At 64.4% G+C, this 15,445-nt stretch carries 14 protein-coding genes; 7 read left to right on the forward strand and 7 right to left on the reverse strand.

From position 1 onward, the window contains the following. Nucleotides 1-28 precede the first annotated feature (28 nt). Genes J7I79_RS03995 through J7I79_RS04025 form a run of 7 tightly spaced genes read right to left on the reverse strand, consistent with a single transcriptional unit; the run spans nucleotide 29 to nucleotide 8,704 of the window. Nucleotides 29-1,210, reverse strand: coding sequence for a DegT/DnrJ/EryC1/StrS aminotransferase family protein (locus J7I79_RS03995; protein WP_214950591.1), 1,182 nt, complete (start codon nucleotides 1,208-1,210; stop codon nucleotides 29-31). Further along, on the reverse strand, nucleotides 1,210-2,535 hold the full coding sequence (locus J7I79_RS04000; RefSeq protein ID WP_214950593.1) for a hypothetical protein: 1,326 nt from the start codon (nucleotides 2,533-2,535) through the stop codon (nucleotides 1,210-1,212). The genes J7I79_RS03995 and J7I79_RS04000 overlap by 1 nt, the downstream gene beginning before the upstream one ends. Next, nucleotides 2,532-3,533: a glycosyltransferase family 2 protein gene (locus tag J7I79_RS04005; RefSeq protein WP_214950595.1), complete on the reverse strand. Its 1,002-nt coding sequence runs from the start codon at nucleotides 3,531-3,533 to the stop codon at nucleotides 2,532-2,534. The genes J7I79_RS04000 and J7I79_RS04005 overlap by 4 nt, the downstream gene beginning before the upstream one ends. Next, nucleotides 3,530-4,840 (reverse strand): oligosaccharide flippase family protein, encoded by a 1,311-nt coding sequence (locus tag J7I79_RS04010; protein ID WP_214950603.1) that lies wholly within the window; start codon nucleotides 4,838-4,840, stop codon nucleotides 3,530-3,532. The genes J7I79_RS04005 and J7I79_RS04010 overlap by 4 nt, the downstream gene beginning before the upstream one ends. Then, nucleotides 4,837-5,997, reverse strand: a complete 1,161-nt coding sequence (locus tag J7I79_RS04015) for a glycosyltransferase (RefSeq protein WP_214950605.1) — start codon at nucleotides 5,995-5,997, stop codon at nucleotides 4,837-4,839. The genes J7I79_RS04010 and J7I79_RS04015 overlap by 4 nt, the downstream gene beginning before the upstream one ends. After that, a complete protein-coding gene (locus J7I79_RS04020) occupies nucleotides 5,994-7,163 on the reverse strand; it encodes a hypothetical protein (protein WP_214950606.1) in 1,170 nt (389 codons plus the stop codon). Before J7I79_RS04020 ends, J7I79_RS04015 begins: the two co-directional genes overlap by 4 nt. 11 nt (nucleotides 7,164-7,174) lie before the next feature. Then, a complete protein-coding gene (locus tag J7I79_RS04025; protein WP_311380512.1) occupies nucleotides 7,175-8,704 on the reverse strand; it encodes a sugar transferase in 1,530 nt (509 codons plus the stop codon). Nucleotides 8,705-9,289: 585 nt separating this feature from the next. Here J7I79_RS04025 and J7I79_RS04030 point away from each other — a divergent pair. The 7 genes from J7I79_RS04030 (at nucleotide 9,290) to J7I79_RS04060 (ending at nucleotide 15,443) form a co-directional block, all read left to right on the forward strand. Then, the gene (locus J7I79_RS04030; protein ID WP_214950608.1) at nucleotides 9,290-9,997 is read left to right on the forward strand and encodes a GntR family transcriptional regulator; all 708 of its coding nucleotides are present in this window, start codon (nucleotides 9,290-9,292) and stop codon (nucleotides 9,995-9,997) included. A gap of 160 nt (nucleotides 9,998-10,157) precedes the next feature. Then, entirely contained in the window at nucleotides 10,158-11,162 is a 1,005-nt protein-coding gene (locus J7I79_RS04035; protein WP_214950610.1) for a sugar phosphate isomerase/epimerase, read from the forward strand. A gap of 74 nt (nucleotides 11,163-11,236) precedes the next feature. After that, on the forward strand, nucleotides 11,237-13,012 hold the full coding sequence (gene dhaL, locus J7I79_RS04040; protein WP_214950612.1) for a dihydroxyacetone kinase subunit DhaL: 1,776 nt from the start codon (nucleotides 11,237-11,239) through the stop codon (nucleotides 13,010-13,012). Further along, complete coding sequence (locus J7I79_RS04045) at nucleotides 13,009-13,491, forward strand: ribose-5-phosphate isomerase (protein WP_214950621.1); 483 nt, start codon at nucleotides 13,009-13,011, stop codon at nucleotides 13,489-13,491. Before dhaL ends, J7I79_RS04045 begins: the two co-directional genes overlap by 4 nt. A gap of 2 nt (nucleotides 13,492-13,493) precedes the next feature. Further along, on the forward strand, nucleotides 13,494-14,486 hold the full coding sequence (locus J7I79_RS04050) for a 3-hydroxyacyl-CoA dehydrogenase family protein (RefSeq protein ID WP_214950623.1): 993 nt from the start codon (nucleotides 13,494-13,496) through the stop codon (nucleotides 14,484-14,486). A gap of 36 nt (nucleotides 14,487-14,522) precedes the next feature. After that, a complete protein-coding gene (locus J7I79_RS04055) occupies nucleotides 14,523-15,290 on the forward strand; it encodes an SDR family NAD(P)-dependent oxidoreductase (RefSeq protein WP_214950625.1) in 768 nt (255 codons plus the stop codon). A gap of 12 nt (nucleotides 15,291-15,302) precedes the next feature. Then, nucleotides 15,303-15,443 (forward strand): hypothetical protein, encoded by a 141-nt coding sequence (locus J7I79_RS04060; RefSeq protein ID WP_214950627.1) that lies wholly within the window; start codon nucleotides 15,303-15,305, stop codon nucleotides 15,441-15,443. Nucleotides 15,444-15,445: the final 2 nt, after the last annotated feature.

Here is a 15,445-nt window from a genome sequence, read left to right on the forward strand (position 1 = left end):
TTTGGGTAGGTCTGTGATGGAAGGGGGATCAGGAAACCAGCTCGAACTGGTTTGCGAAACTCCTGATCCGGTCAAGAACCATGCAGAGCTGGTCCTCGGACAGGTTTGGGCTGCTTGGCAGCACGATGCCTTGCTTGAAGAAGCGCTCGGATGTGCCGTTTACCAGCCGGGGAAACGAGCCGGCGCAGGCGAAGACGGGTTGCAGATGCATCGGCTTCCACAAGGGCCGGGTTTCTATCCCGTCTGCCTGCAGCCGGCTCGCCAGGCAAGAAGCATTGAATTTGGCGCGCCCGGGGTCGATGACGATTGCCGTGAGCCAGCAGTTGTCTCCCGTGTCGTCGCCGCCAAAGATATCCACCCCGTCCAGGCCGGCACAGAACTCGCGATACGCAGAGCGAATCTCCCGTCGACGGGCCAAGAATTCGGGGAGCCGATTCAGCTGAGCCCGTCCGAGAGCGGCCAGAAGGTTCGAAAGTCGGTAGTTGTAGCCGACTTCGGTGTGCTCATAGTGGATGACGGGCTGGCGCGCCTGGCTGGCCAAATAGCCTGCCCGTTCGACGATCCGCGCGTCGTCGCAGAGCAACACTCCACCGCCGGAGGTGGTGATTATTTTGTTGCCGTTGAAAGAGAAGACCGCACAGTTGCCGAAAGAGCCGGCGGGTTGCCCATCCCGACGCGCACCCACAGCCTCGGCGGCGTCAGATACAACCGGCAGGCCGTACTGCGCCGCGATTGCGCAGATGTTTTCGTAGTCGGCCACCTTTCCCAGCATGTCGACCACAAGGACGGCAGCTGCTTTTGCCCCGCTGTCTGCCAGCCCAGCCAGTGCTTCGGACAAGAGGTCCGGGTCCATGTTGCCCGTGGCGTCGCAGTCGATGAAATAGGGCGTGGCTCCCGTATAAGTGACGGCGCTCGCCGTCGCGATGAACGTCAAGGTGGAGCAGAGCACAACATCGCCCGGCCCCACGCCGGAGCACAACAGCGCCAAGTGGAGGGCGGCGGTGCACGAGCTGACGGCGAGGGCGTGCTGCCGCTCGGCCAGTATTGCTAATTCCTGCTCGAACAGCACAAGTTCAGGCCCCAGTGGCGCCACCCACCCCGAGCGCAGCGCGCGCACGACGGCGTCCTCTTCCGCCTTGCCCACGTCCGGCGTGGAGAGATGAAGGGTGTAAGCGGGCTGGCCTGCGTTGGGGATCGTGGTCGCGTTCATCACCGTGCTCCGATCCGCTCGGGCTCAGACTCGAGCCCGACCTCGGCCGGAAGCGCGGCCTGGGGACCGGACACGTCGGGAATGGTAGCGACAACCCCCAAAATTGAGGCACCGGCCTGCCCGATGAGCTGCGCAGCAGTGCGCAGCGTCTCACGGCGGGAACCCCGAAGCGGAGTGGCCAGCAGGGTTTGTCCGGCAATTTGCACAAACGCCCGGGTGTTGGCATCAGCGTCAAGGGGTGGCGCTGCAATCACCACCAGGTCCTTGGAACCTGCGGCGCTACGCAGCAGCATGTTCACGCCGTCCACCGTTGTGACGCCCCCCTCAGCGGTATTGAATGCATCCGAGGTCAACAGCTGCGGGACATTGCCGGGCTTTGCTGCGGGCGTCCATCCGGCGTGGCTTTCCAGGGCCGTCCGGGCAGCGGCATCGACAGCCACGAGGAGGCAACGTTGACCGCTCGCTGCGGACGTTGCCGCCAAGCCCCAGCCGACAGTGGCGGCATGGGCTCCATCCACTGTCGAGACGACCACAACCAGCCGGGGGCCGGCTCCCTGCCCGGCCAGGCCCGCACCCGAGTACAAGGCGGCAAAGGAGCCGCCAGCACGGCCACGCTTTCTCGGCGACGAGTGGCGAGATGCCGGACTGTCGGCTGAATGTGCCCCCCGTCCCAGCGGAACCGACACCACGGCCAGGACCTCGGCATCAGCGGACTCGCCGATATCCTCGATGGTGCGGGCATACGGACCATAAATTCTCCAGAGGAGCGCTGCGATGAGTCCGGCAGTCAAACCCGCCGTGGACCCGATCGTCATGAGGGCCATCGGACTCAAGCCGGCGTCGGCATTCGGCGCCACGGCCGCCTCGACGGTATCGGAGCGGAGGATAGGATCGTCCCTGTTGTCCAGGCGTGGGGCCACTTCAGCGTAAGAACGCGCCACCGCATTGGCCAGATCGGCGGCGCCCTGGGGATCGCTCCAGCTTGCCGTGATCGTGATCAGGACTGTTGAGACTTCGACCCTGGCATCGATATGGCTGGCCAGGAAGGCGGTTGATTCGTCCGTACCCATCAAGCTGCGGGCATTAGCCAGGACGGATTCCGACTCAATGAACTCCGCGTACGTCGGCATCCGGTCCCTGACGTAAAGGCTGCTGTCTGTCGGGTCGGTCACCTTGGGAGCGGACAGGAGAATTTGCGCAGTCGCGTCGTACGTTTTCGGCACGACAGAGCCGACTGCCACTGAGGCGAACGCGCCGATCATGAGACCGGCTATGAGCAAGTACCAGTAGCGACGGATCGCGGAGAAAAAGAATGCCGATGTCATGATGTGCGCCCCTTGTAGTATCGAAAGAGTTTCCTGTGCAGATGCGGTGAGCCCTTTGCCAACCCCAGGGAAGCGACCAGCGCCACCCGGCCCCTGGCAACGAGCCACAAGAGTTCCGACCAGCGAATCTGGTGTCGTGTCCACGATTGAATTTCCTCCGCCAGCACACCGGAGCTGATATCGGCAGCCGAATTATGTATCAGCGGCCAATACACCAGCCGATATGCGAAGTGCTTACGGAGGGCACGGGCCACGCGGGGGGCGAAAACCTCGTCCAGGATGGGGTCCACGAAGCTGTGCAGCGCGGTGAGATCCCACATACTTGGCCGCAGTGCGCCCGTGACTGAGCCCGAGTGCAATGAATAGTTGTAGAGGGGTTCGTCCACGAAGGCGACTCGTTCTGAACGGCTGAATAGCTTTGGCATGATGGCCAGGTCGCCGTAGGCGTTGCCCGGACTCACGACACCGTCCCAAATGTCTTTCGAGACGAGCTTGTTGGTCTGAAAGGACCCAATGTCTCCCCGCGCCAGATGTTTCAACGATTCGACACCTGTAGCTACCGAGGCCCTCGGCGCCCACTCTGGAAGGATCTTGGCGGCGCCTGTCGCCACGCGGACTGTGCGTATCCTCGAGACGGCTATCTGCGCTGCATGGGACCTGGCAGCGTCCACAAGCCGTCGCAGCATCTCCGGTTCGGCCCAATCGTCACCGTCCACGAACCAGATCCAACGTCCCCGGGCCAGCCCGACACCTGTATTGGTTGCAGCGGAGTACCCCAAATTGTGTTCCCGACCAATGATGTGCACCTTGTCTCGGTCCGATTCAGGGCGTTCGTCCACGGCCTGACGAACGGTGGACAGTGAACGGTCAGTCGACGAATCATCAATGATGATCACCTCGAAGTCCTTGAAGGACTGATCCAGAACCGAATGTACGGCGCGCGCTACAAAATCCTCGTTGTTGTATATGGGCATGACCACGGTCACGGTCGGATTCATGATGTTCCCCCGGGAAGGCCGGCGTAGCTGGTGGGCCGAGCAACTGGCTCTTGCCGGTGGAAGCACCGAAACGACCAGCCGAGCATGATTGCGATGAAGAGCTCGGTGAGGCAGACTGCGACTGCCGCGCCGACCGCCCCGAAGTTGATGCACCCCAAGGGCAGTAGCACGAGGTGCAAGAGCGCTGCCCTCACAAGCACCCGTGACGAGATTGTCGCTTGCCCATGGGCGATGAGAAGCAGTGTCAGGGCTGTCGACACGCCCGTGAGGCAGAGGGCAGCTCCGAGCAACTGGGCGACGGGGATAACTGCGTCGAAGCCGTGCCCCAGGTACCAGGGAACGAGAATGCCCGCGGAGGCGGTCAACCCCACACCGGCCAGTCCGTAGGTGGCCACCAAACCGGTCAGTACGGCTCGGCGCAGGGCCGCCCCGTGGTCGGAGCCGATGGATGCGCTCACACGCGGAAGCAAGGACTGCTGTACTCCTCCGAGAACCCCTCGCAAGGCGTTGGAGAGACGCTCGCCGGAACCGTAGAAGGCGACCTGTTGAATGGTTGAAAATACGCCCAGAAACACAGTGTTCATGGCCGAAATCACGATTGTGGCAACGGATCCGACGAAAAGCGGAGCGCTTTCGCGGAGGGCGCTGAGTGCTGCCTGCCACGTCGGTCGATCGATTTGGTGGCAGCCGATCGCGGAAAGGTAAAACCACGAACCAACAGCGGCAATCGTGGCCGGCGCGAACTGCCAGAAGATTGCCAGGGTAGCGTCGGACCCTGACTTGACGGTGAGCAGGAGCCCGACGAGCGCGATGAGACGGGAAACAGCGTGCAACACCGCGAACGTCTTGATCTTGCCAATTCCCTGCAAGAGCCAGGTCGGGTAGGCGGCCGCCCCGACTGTCAATACGGAACCGATGAAGTAGAGCTGCCAATGGGCCCGGAGCTCCGGAATCACAAGGACCAGGACGCCCAGAACGGACGCGGAGCCGCCAAGCAGAAGGACCTTGGCCGCCAACGTGGACGAAACAATGTGGGACCGCTCGCGAGCTGTCCCGGCCAGCGCCACGCGACGCAGTGCGCTCATGCCGAAACCAAAGTCCACGACCAGGACCAATACGTTGATGATTGACATCGCCAAGAGCAGCTGACCAAGTCCGTTGGTTCCGAAAATCCGGCTCAGATACGGAATGGAGACCAGCGGATACACAAAGGCGCTCATTTGACCCAGCGCAACCGTGGTGGCGTCCCCTCCGAGCCGGGCCAGACCTGTCCGTTCGCTCCGGTGCTTTGCTGTTGCGACCTTCACGCCGTCACCCCGCCGCCGAGCTTCAGCGAGTTGTATGCCGCCAGGGAGCGTTCTGCAAGGGCACCAACGTCGAACAGCTGAGTGCTGCGTAGCTGGGATGCTTGCCGCATCCGTGCACGTAGCCGGTCGTCGGTCAGGAGCCGGTACACATAGCCGACGAGCTCGTCAGGGGAAGTGCCCAGGAATCCGGTAATTCCGTGCTCCACGACATCACATACTCCGGTCACCCTTGAGGCAACGACGGGAATTCCGAGGCCCTGCGCTTCGAGTAAGGCCATGGGCATGCCTTCACCGCGGGACGTGAACAGTACGACGTCGGCGGCAGCCAGCCGTTCGCGCAGCACCTCGCGGGGCAGCCACCCACTCACCTCAATCCGCTGGGTACGGTCGCCCAGCAGGGACCGCCTGCCGTCGCCGAGCCAAACCACTTCGATTTGGACGTCCGCGCCGGGCGGAAACCGTTCATACAGCGCGTCTATGGCCGCACGGAAGAGTTCGGGGCATTTTTGTTCCGCAATCCGCCCGACATGCACGACACGGTAGGTCTGCTTGGCTGGCGATAGACGGGGTCCTTGGCTTCCGGTCCTGGCCATCCGCGTATAGTCATTCAGGGACTCGTTGTCCACGACATTCGGGAGGACTGCGACGGCAATTCCTGGCAGTGACGCCCTTGCCAGCGCGCCTTCCGAATCAGACACGACCACAAGCTTGTCTCCGCAGAACGCGGCCGCCCTCTCCAAGAAAAGGTACGCAGCGCGTTTCGGAGCGCTCAGACCGGTCTGGGCGAAGGCAAAAAAGTGCGGGCTGTAGACGGCATCGGGGGAGCGGCCGGCCAGTCTTGCAACCAGCCTGCCCAGAAAGCCGGCGCGGGAGGAATGGAAATGAATGACGTCATAGCGTCCGGAGCGCAGGGCACGGACCAGATGATGCGTTAGCGCAACCAAACGGACGGGACCACTCGAGGATGACCACTCGTGCACGGAGACATGCTGGCCGGTGAGTCCTTGTATCTCGTGTTGCTCCGGGGAGTCTTCACGACGGACGTAGGCGAAGGCAACTTCGCTGAACAAGGACGAGGTGGACTGTGCCCTGGCGAGAGTGGTGACCGACGTCAAAACGCCGGCGGAACTCGCATCGGTGACATGCAGTATTTTCATGTGATCACGTCCCTCTCGCGCAGTGGAACCAGGGTCAGGAACAACGGAAGAAGTGGCGTGAGGTGTTTGAGGTATGACCCGAAATCCGGCTCGAAAATGGCCTGCACCAGGACAACCGCCAGCAGCAGGGCGGCGGCCCGCGTGGCCCTCAGCGAGCGGTTCGAGTCCATTTTTGTCCGGGCGTGGACGTCCGGCTCCGCCCCGGCACGCGGCCCACGCTTCGCACGGAGGATTCCGGCAAATGCCGTAATCCACAGGAAAGCGATCATCGAGGCGGAGAGTATGTGGAACGCGCTCCCGCTCAGGAAAAGCTGGACTGGCACGAGCAGGCCCAGCAACACGAGCACCGCGCCGGGCACCATCGAGAACCCGTCGCCGGCGGCCAAAGGATCCACGATGAGCGACGCAACGGGCACGCCCTCCCGGGAGTCGTTGACCGCCTCCCGGAAGGCGGTGAGGCCCTGGCCGAGAACGTTCTGGAAGGTCAGCTCAAGCAACCAATAAAGAACCGCGATGGCCGTCAGCATCCACAAAGGACTACGCGTTTTGGTCAAGAGCAACCGCCACACGAGGTAGAATGCGGCTACAAAAAACCAGTACTGCCGGAAAAGTGCGCCGTAACCGACCACCGCCGCCGCAAAGCATAGCTCTGCGCCAAGGTGCCGCGGCATGGTCATCAGGAGCAGGACCAGCAAGACGGGAATGGACTCCTTGCTGTACTGAGCCAGGTAGACCACGGCGCAGAGGAAGCAGATTGCCAGAACGCACACACCGACGAAACCAAATCGTGCGATCTCAGCCCATCTGGCAGCCGCAAAGACCGCAAGAGCAAAAACAACCAGCGTGAGCAAGGCATCCATGGCAGGGTCGTAGCCGAGCCCGAGAAACCTGTAGACCGCGGCGATGTTTCGGAAGGACTGAGATTTTTCCTCACCGGCCATCGGGCTTTCAATGGCCAGCTTGATGTGATGGTCGTCGAGAAGGAATCTCTCCGGCAGGAAACGCCGCGCAACCAGGGACAACGTGCACGCCACGCCCGCCAAGGCTATCGCCAGGAATTGGGTCTCGGCGCCAAGGCTGCGAGCGGCTGAACCTCTCGCCCCGCCCGGGCTCATGATGCCCGAGCGGCCTCGACCCGGCCTCCCGGTCTCGAAGGAGGTCTCCATTCTGGTATCCATCACCGTGCGCCGTCTGCTCCGAAGACAGCGCGGGCGGTACGGGCAAGGATGTGAAGGTCCTCCCAAAGGGACCAGTTGTGGGCGTAGTCAATATCCAGTTGCTGCGCCTCGTCCCAACTCAACCGCGACCGCCCGCTCACCTGCCACAGCCCCGTCATTCCGGGCGGAACGCCGAGGCGATGTGCAGCGTCTCCCCGGTACAGGGCAACCTCTGCCGGCCGTTGGGGCCTGGGGCCAACCAAGCTCATGGAGCCGGCCAGCACGTTGAAGAGCTGAGGCAGTTCGTCCAGCGAGTATCGGCGAAGAACAGCCCCCACTCGCGTGATTCGGGGGTCGTTATCCACCTTGAACAGCGGGGTGTCAGCCTTGTCCTGCTGCTTGAGCAGCGACTGCAGCTGCGCGTCCGAGCCGTCAGCCATGGAACGGAATTTCAGGATATTGAACAGCGCGCCGTTCTTGCCCACACGTTCCTGCCCGTACAGTGCCGGTCCGCGACTAGTCAGCTTGACCAGGATCGCCAAGGCAATAAGCAGCGGGGAAAGCGCGAGGATAAGGCAGAGCGAGCCGGCAATATCGGTGCACCGCTTCCCCAACCTGACGGCCAGCGGCTGGACTGGAGCCGAAATCTCAAGGACAACACGGGGGCCCTTGACCGCGCACCTGACCCTGCGTTGGCGCAGCGGCCCGCCGGCGACGGCGAAGCGCAGGCTGGCGTGCTGCTCCCGCAGCTCCCAGCTAAGGCTTCGCCAGAGCTGGCCGGAGAGACCCACGTCGCCGACAATCTCCACGGTGCATGCATCAAAGGCCTTGGCTGCTTCGGCGATCCGGGCCACCAGGAGGTCCGGTTGATCCAACAGATCGGCAGCTACAGGAAGGTGGCGAAACGTCAGGTTCGGGCCGTAGCCCGCAGGGAGGGGATCGGTTTCAAGCGTCACCACGAGGACTCGAGGGGACGACAACCTTGTAAGGAACACCCTGGCCACCCCGCTCAACAGACTGAGTGCGACTATCACCTCGATGAGTTCCAGGTAGCCCTGCTCCTGGCCCACAACAACGGCGATCACGACGCACACGGCCAAGGCAGTAGCTCCGGAACGAATGCTGAGGGCAAAAGTTTCGAGCGTATCCCGACGAGAGGAGAATCCGCCCAAGGGGGAGAACGCGCCCGCTTCAGTGGAGCAAACGAACCACACCATGAGCCATGATGCGAAGACAAAAACGTCGGCCAGGGAGTCCATGGACCCCGTCAGCGTCGCTACGAAAGCGATGCCCAGCCCAATGGCCAGATCAAGGAGGACAAGGAGAAGGACAAAGCGCTGGGCGGACCACAGCCGTTTTCCGCCGGAACGGTGCTTCCCGGCCGGCTCAACGTGCCCGGCCGCCAGGGTTCCCCCTGCCAGACTGGCCCCGCGTCGCAGCGCTGGCTTGATGGCAGTAGCATCGAAGGTCAAATGATGCCGCTGTCGCACGTAATCCAGAGGCCTGTTCTTCGCCCCCGCGATTTCTTTGGACTCAATACGTGAGGTCACAGTTTCCTCCAGCGTCGAAGTGGGATTTCTCCGGGAAACTACGTCAGCCGGGCGCGGCGGATCGAAATTTCCGGGGGTTTTGGTCTGGGGCCGGCGGTTCGATAGTCGGCCCGGCTGAGGGTCCTTGGGACAGGTTCGTCGAATGACTCGGCATCCCCTGGTCTTGCCGGTGCCTCTCAACCGGCCAAGTGCTCCGAACGTACCGGCGGGCTTCCGAGACCGGCACGAGTAGCCCTCACTTGTCTCTCCGGTGCGGGATACTCCACTTCCTGGGGTGCGTACGCGTTTGAGTACTCGGACCGCCCGTAAACCAGGCAGTGCGGCGCGGCACGTTGACCGCGCGCCCGCGCGGAAGATGCCCGTGAGATCCCTACTTGTTCCCACTATTTTTGAAGCAGCAAGGCAAGGGCAACGGGCGTATTTCCTCCACGTTAATTCTGTGCAGACGCGAGTGAACCAAGCTGATTTAGTGGGTCCGGTCGGTACTTTGAAGCGTCAGGCAAGGCTCCCAAGAGCCGCATACGGACAAGCCGTTGTGCTCCTTGGTCGCAAGCCGTGGTGGCGGCAGCCCTATAGGATCTGAACATGCAACCACCGTCCCAGATCAGCAGTCCCGGCAGCCGTAAAGGCAGGCCTGTGAGCCGCCAGGTGCTGGCCGACCACGTCTACGAGGAGCTGCTGGAATCACTGATGGATGGTCGGCTCGAACCGGGCGCCACCGTCAGCATTGATGGAACCGCACGGGATCTCGACGTTTCGCCCACCCCCGTCCGCGAAGCCCTGGCCCGGCTGGAACACACCGGCATGGTCCGCCGCGTGGCCCTCAAGGGCTACCGCGTGGCGCCGGTATTCACCCGCGAGGACTTTGCCGAGCTGATGGAGGCCCGGCTCGCCATTGAACCGGTGAATGCGCGCCTCGCCTGTGCACGGCTGACCCCGGAACGGTTCACTCAGCTGGAACAGGCAGTAACGGACCTGAAGACCGCCCCGCGCGGGCCGTCGTTCGCTGAATACCGCGACTACCTTGAAGCCGACGAACGCTTCCACCGGCTCATCGCCGAACAAACAGGCAACCAGTTCATGGTGGCGGCCTATGCGGCACTGGGGGGCCAGGTTCAGCGGTTCCGCCTGTTCGGCGGCGTCGGCATCACAGACGCCGAAAATGCCATCGCGGAACACCAATCCGTCCTCGACGCGCTGTCCACGGGGGAACCCGGAAAGGCCGCCTCCGCCATGGCAGAGCACGTCCGGAAGGTCCGCGGCCGCGCCATCGCTGACGCCCCCGAAGGCTAAACCGCCCTCCCAACTAAGTAGCAGCAGGTGTCGTTTTGGAGCCTCAAAACGACACCTGCTGCTACCTAGTTGGGCTGGCACCACCCAAGTGTGACCCTTGACAACTTTGTGCCGATAGTAAATCCTATAGGAAACAGGATTCGCACAAGGAGTGAACATCATGGCTTACGCAGCTGAGAACTGGCCCATTACCGCGGCCCTGCTGCAGTTCCCGGGCACCGACGCCCAGGGAACCCCGATCAACGACGCCGACGCTTCGGCCTGGGCCGAGGTCCTCACCGAGGTCAAGGACGCCGGTTTCGCCCACGCGGACCTGACGGACAGCTGGGTTCGCCCGGGGGACCTGAGCAAGGAGCGCCTAGCCGAATTCAAGCAAACGGCGGCCAACGTCGGCATCGGCATCCCGGTCATCTCCGCGATCCGCCGCAGCGTCATCGAGGAAGGCAACTGGGAAGCCAACCTCGCCTACAGCCACCGCACCATCGACGCCGCCGCAGAGCTGGGCTGCGAGGTCGTCTCCTTCGGGCTCCACCAGGCATTGACCGCCGAGCAGCAGAAGCAGCTCTGGTTCTGGACGGTTGAGGGCCACAAGGACCCGGCGGGGAACAAGGAAGCCTGGGGCAACGCCGTCACCCGCCTCCGCGAACTCGGCCGGCACGCTGCCGAGGTGGGCGTCCTGCTCTCGCTCGAAATGTACGAGGACACCTACCTGGGCACCGCGGAGTCGTCCGTGCAGCTGGTCCAGGACATCGGCCTCTCAAACGTCGGCCTCAATCCGGACCTCGGCAACCTGATCCGGCTCCACCGGCCCATCGAGGACTGGCGCGAGATGGTGGCCAGGACCCTGCCGTACTCCAACTACTGGCACATGAAGAACTACATCCGGGACGAGGACGCAGCCCGCGAGATGTACGTCACCATGCCGGCACCGATGGAAAGCGGTCTCATCAACTACCGCGAAGCCTTCAAACTTGCGCTTTCCGTCGGGTTCCAGGGCATCCTCTGCACCGAGCACTACGGCGGAGATGGCCTGAGCGTGACCGCCAGCAACCAGGATTACCTGCGCCGCCACGTCCTCCCGAAGACCGACGGCTACTCACTCGGCCAGAGCCAGGTGGCCCAGGGACGGCAGCAGCCGTCCGCCGTCGAACTCGCCGGCGTCTAAGCATTGCCGGCGTCTGACTGAAGCCGGCCTCCAAACCCAGCACCGCTTTCCCAACACGGATTCAATGAGGAACCATGACCCAGATCTTCGACAACCCCGCTGACTTCGCGGATGAGGCACTGGACGGCTTTGTGGCGGCCAACCGCGGCTACGTGGCCCGGATGGACGGCGGAGTCGTCCGCTCCACCGAGGTGCCTGCCGGCCAGGTGGCCCTGGTGGTGGGCGGCGGCTCCGGCCACTACCCGGCCTTCGCCGGCCTGGTGGGACCGGGCCTAGCCACCGGATCAGCCTGCGGCAACATGTTCGCGTCCCCGGCAGCCGGCCAGGTCTACCGGGTGGCCAAGGCCGCCAACGCGGGCGGCGGCGTGCTGCTGAGCTACGGCAACTACGCCGGCGACGTGCTCCACTTCGGCCAGGCCCAGCTGCGGCTCAATGCGGAAGGCATCGAAACCCGCACCGTCCTTGTCACGGACGACATCGCCAGCGCGCCGCTGGACCAGATCGAAAAGCGCCGCGGCATCGCCGGGGACCTGACGGTCTTCAAGATCGCCGGCGCCGCAGCCGAAGCGGGTCTGGACCTCGACGCCGTCGAGCGGCTCGCCATCCGCACCAACTACCGCACCCGTTCCCTCGGCGTGGCCTTCGACGGCTGCACCCTCCCGGGAGCGGAGGCACCGCTGTTCCATGTGCCGGCCGGCCAGATGTCGCTGGGCCTGGGCATCCACGGCGAACCGGGGATCTCCGAGCACCCCATGCCCACAGCCTCCGAACTCGCCGAACTGCTCGTCTCCCGGCTCCTCGCGGACAAGCCCGACGACGCCGGGAACCGCGTGGTGGCCATCGTCAACGGCCTGGGCACGGTCAAGTACGACGAGCTGTTCCTGCTGTTCGGCAAGATCGAAAAGCTCCTGACCGCGGCCGGCCTGACGGTGGTGGAACCGGAATGCGGTGAGCTGGTCACCAGCCTGGACATGTCCGGGCTCTCCCTGACCCTGCTCTGGCTGGACGAGGAACTGGAGCAGTTCTGGGCAGCCCCTGCCGATACCCCCGCCTTCCGCAAGGGGAACCTCGCCCCGCGGGCACGCCGCGAGCCGGCCGGACCGGAGGACGCAGTGACCGCCGAATCCGAAGAAACGACGGCGGCAGCAGCGGACCTGGGCCGGCTGGCAGCCGCCGTGCTCGCCCAGGTGCAGGGCGTCGTCGTCGAACATGAAGAGGAACTGGGCAACCTGGACGCCATCGCGGGCGACGGCGACCACGGCATCGGCATGCGCCGGGGCGTGGACGCGGCAGCCGCCGCAGCACAGCAAACCTCTGCGGCGGGGGCATCGGCAGAACGCGTGCTCACCGCTGCCGGGGAGGCCTGGAGCGAACGCGCCGGCGGAACCTCGGGGGCCCTGTGGGGATCCGCGGTGATCGCCGCCGGACTCGCGCTCGGCAACAGGGACGCGTACCGCGGCGAGGATGCTGCGGCCGCCGTCACGGCCTTCGTGGACGCAATCACCGCCCTCGGCAAGGCCGAACCGGGGGACAAGACCATGGTGGACGCGCTGCTTCCCTTCAAGGACACCTTCCTGGCAGCGTTCGACGACGGCACTCCCGTCGCCGTCGCCCTCGCCGCCGCAGCGGCTGCCGCACAGGCGGCGGCGGACGCCACCGCTTCGCTCCGGCCGCTCAAGGGCAGGGCACGGCCGCTGGCGGAAAAGAGCCTGGGCCATCCCGATCCCGGCGCTGTGTCCTTCGGGCTGATCGCTGCCCGGATCTCGAACTACCTCGATTCCGACCTGACTGATTCACAACCGTCTGATTCCCAACTGGCCGCTGCGGCGGGAAATGGAGCACGCGCATGACTAACACGGCAGGTTGGCGCATCGTCATCGGCAACGATGAAGCCGGCGTCGAATACAAGGAAGCGCTGAAGGCGCTCCTCGAAGCGGACGGCCGCGTGGCGTCCGTTCTGGACGTGGGCGTCGGAGCGAACGACTCGACCGCGTACCCGCACGTCGCCGTCGATGCCGCCCGTAAGGTGGCCGACGGCGAAGCGGACCGGGCGCTGCTGATCTGCGGTACCGGGCTGGGGGTGGCCATCGCAGCCAACAAGGTACCCGGGATCCGCGCAGTCACCGCCCACGACGGCTACTCCGTGGAACGCTCCGTGCTGAGTAACAACGCACAGGTCCTCACCATGGGCCAGCGCGTCATCGGCCTGGAACTGGCCAAGAAGCTGGTGGGCGAATGGCTCGACTACCGTTTCGATGAGACCTCATCCTCCGCCGCCAAGGTGGACGCCATCTGCTCCTACGAGCCCGACTACACGAAGGCAATCTGATCATGACCGAAACAGCAAGCACCACCACCACCGTTGACGTAAACAGCGCCCGGAAGATCGCCGTCGTCGGCTCCGGCTACATGGGCGGCGGCATCGCGCAGGTCCTGGCCCTCGGCGGGGCCCGCGTGGCACTCGCCGACGTATCCGCCGAAGTGGCGCAGAGCAACTACGACAGGCTCCTGGCGGAGTCGGACCAGTTCGTGGCGGACGGCCTGTTCCCCGCCGGTTCCACCGAAATCCTGAAGCAGAACCTCTGGGCCGCCAAGGACATCGAGGAAGCTGTCGCTGACGCCGACTTCATCGAGGAAGCCGTTCCCGAGGTCATCGCCATCAAGCACCAGACCCTGGCCCGCATCAGCGCAGCAGCCCGGCCGGACGCCATTATCGGCTCCAACACGTCCACGATCTCCATCGCCGAACTGTCCGAGCCGGTCACCAACCCGGAGCGCTTCCTGGGCGTGCACTTCTCCAACCCGTCGCCGTTCATCCCCGGCGTCGAGATCATCCCTCACGCCGGCACCTCGGCCGGCACCGTCGGCGCCGTCCGCGACCTGGTGCACGCCGCCGGCAAGCAGACAGCCGTCGTCAAGGACGTCACCGGCTTCGTGCTCAACCGGCTGCAGTACGCGCTGTTCCACGAAGCCGCGCAGCTGGTGGAGCAGGGCATCGCGACAGCGGACGACGTGGACACCCTGGTCCGCACCACGTTCGGCTTCCGGCTGCCGTTCTTCGGACCGTTCGCCATCGCGGACATGGCCGGGCTGGATGTGTACAACTTCTGCTATAAGTCCCTCCAGACCGACTTCCCGGAGCGGTTCGCCACCCCGAAGATCCTTAGCGACCTGGTGGACGCCGGGAAGCTGGGCACCAAGACCGGCGCAGGCTTCCTCAACGTCCCGGCCGAGCGCACTCCCGAACTGATCGCGTACCGCAACAAGGCCTACGTGGCCATGCAGAAGCTGATCGACGACCTCGGCCCGGCCCCCATCAACTGAGCGGTCCCTTACTCTTCGCATCCTCCAGGAGCAACCATGAGCACTTTCCCCGCAGAACGCACGGCAATCGTCACCGGCGCCGTCTCCGAGCGCGGCATCGGCCGGGCCACCGTCAACTACCTCGCCGCGCAGGGCTGGAACATCGGCATCATCGACCTCGACGACGCCCTGTGCGAGGCCACCGCCAAGGACCTCGCCGCCCAGCACGGCGTCCAGGCCCACGGTGTCGGCGCCAACGTCGGTGACGAAGCGTCCGTCCGCGCAGCCATCGATTCCATCGAAGCGGAACTGCCGCAGGTCGTGGCCCTCGCCAACGTGGCCGGCGTCAGCTCGCCGGTTCCGTACCTGGAACTGGACGCCGCCGAATGGGACCGCGTCCTGAACATCAACCTCAACGGCGTCCACTACGCCACCCGCCGGGTGGCCGAATCCATGGTGAAGAACCGGATCGGACGCATCGTCAACATCTCCTCCGTGTCCGCCCAGCGCGGCGGCGGCACCTTCTCCAAGACGCCCTACTCGGTGGCCAAGGCCGGCGTGATCGGGCTGACCCGTTCCACCGCCCGCGAACTGGGGAAGTACGACATCACCGTCAACGCCATCTCCCCGGGCCCCATCGACACCGACATCATGGGCGGCACCCTCAGCCAGGAACGCAAGGACGAACTCACCAAGGACCTCGTGGTCAACCGGGTCGGGTCCACGCGCGACATCGCAGCAGCCATCGCCTTCCTCATCAGCGAGGACGCCGGGTACATCTCCGGCCAGACGCTGAATGTCGATGGCGGACTCTACATGCACTAGGAACGGACAGCCATGGCACAGCACAGCAAACCCGCCACACCCGCTACGGCAGCCACCGGGCTCAGGTCCTGGAGCCGTGAACGCCGGCTCTACCTCGCCGTCGGCATCCTGGCCTGCATCGCCGGCGTCCTCATCATCGCGTTCTCCCGCTAGGA

The sequence above is a fragment of the Arthrobacter sp. ISL-69 genome (genome assembly GCF_018613775.1).
GTDB lineage: Bacteria > Actinomycetota > Actinomycetes > Actinomycetales > Micrococcaceae > Arthrobacter.

Excerpts from the sequence above, each read along its gene's own strand:
- J7I79_RS03995 (WP_214950591.1), bottom strand. The coding sequence starts at position 1,210 with ATGAACGCGACCACGATCCCCAACGCAGGCCAGCCCGCTTACACCCTT.
- J7I79_RS04000 (WP_214950593.1), bottom strand. The coding sequence starts at position 2,535 with ATGACATCGGCATTCTTTTTCTCCGCGATCCGTCGCTACTGGTACTTG.
- J7I79_RS04005 (WP_214950595.1), bottom strand. The coding sequence starts at position 3,533 with ATGAATCCGACCGTGACCGTGGTCATGCCCATATACAACAACGAGGAT.
- J7I79_RS04015 (WP_214950605.1), bottom strand. The coding sequence starts at position 5,997 with ATGAAAATACTGCATGTCACCGATGCGAGTTCCGCCGGCGTTTTGACG.
- J7I79_RS04020 (WP_214950606.1), bottom strand. The coding sequence starts at position 7,163 with ATGGAGACCTCCTTCGAGACCGGGAGGCCGGGTCGAGGCCGCTCGGGC.
- J7I79_RS04030 (WP_214950608.1), top strand. The coding sequence starts at position 9,290 with ATGCAACCACCGTCCCAGATCAGCAGTCCCGGCAGCCGTAAAGGCAGG.
- J7I79_RS04035 (WP_214950610.1), top strand. The coding sequence starts at position 10,158 with ATGGCTTACGCAGCTGAGAACTGGCCCATTACCGCGGCCCTGCTGCAG.
- dhaL (WP_214950612.1), top strand. The coding sequence starts at position 11,237 with ATGACCCAGATCTTCGACAACCCCGCTGACTTCGCGGATGAGGCACTG.
- J7I79_RS04045 (WP_214950621.1), top strand. The coding sequence starts at position 13,009 with ATGACTAACACGGCAGGTTGGCGCATCGTCATCGGCAACGATGAAGCC.
- J7I79_RS04050 (WP_214950623.1), top strand. The coding sequence starts at position 13,494 with ATGACCGAAACAGCAAGCACCACCACCACCGTTGACGTAAACAGCGCC.
- J7I79_RS04055 (WP_214950625.1), top strand. The coding sequence starts at position 14,523 with ATGAGCACTTTCCCCGCAGAACGCACGGCAATCGTCACCGGCGCCGTC.
- J7I79_RS04060 (WP_214950627.1), top strand. The coding sequence starts at position 15,303 with ATGGCACAGCACAGCAAACCCGCCACACCCGCTACGGCAGCCACCGGG.